The sequence below is a fragment of the Mesorhizobium sp. M8A.F.Ca.ET.207.01.1.1 genome, from assembly GCF_004794715.1.
In the GTDB taxonomy this organism is placed as follows: Bacteria; Pseudomonadota; Alphaproteobacteria; order Rhizobiales; family Rhizobiaceae; genus Mesorhizobium.
Genome location: NZ_SRUS01000218.1, coordinates 1 through 370, shown reverse-complemented (window position 1 = coordinate 370; position 370 = coordinate 1). Strand labels below are relative to the sequence as shown.

Annotated in this window: 1 protein-coding gene; it reads right to left on the bottom strand. The window is 62.4% G+C overall.

The genetic code is table 11. From position 1 onward, the window contains the following. Positions 1-183 (bottom strand): hypothetical protein (locus tag EN850_RS34250; RefSeq protein WP_210238032.1); only part of this gene is annotated, 183 nt, incomplete at its 3' end. Positions 184-370: the final 187 nt, after the last annotated feature.

Sequence of the window (370 nt, the reverse complement as noted above, 5' to 3'; positions counted from 1 at the left end):
CACATTCTTCGCGCCCAGCAATTCTGCCTTGACCTTGGTGGTGATGGTGCCGTCGTCGATATGCTGGCCGAGGCTTTCGGATGCAGCGGGCGGTGCCGAGGCACTGGTTTGCGCAGTCGCGTTCAATGCGAAAGCAACACACGCGATGGTGCCGGCGGTCTTGAGCATCTGGATGGTCTTCATGGTTTCTCCTTCGGGTGTTGATGAAAATTGCGGTCTTGTTGCCTGCGGTCGATCGCGGCGAAAGCCGCCGATGACTCGCGTGGGGTCGTTGCCGCTACGGTTCCGTCAGGGCCCGTTATCGACACCGGCCGGGTCCCCGCAGTCGTTGCGCGATTCGCGCGGGATGCAGGGACACGCGTCCGTCCAC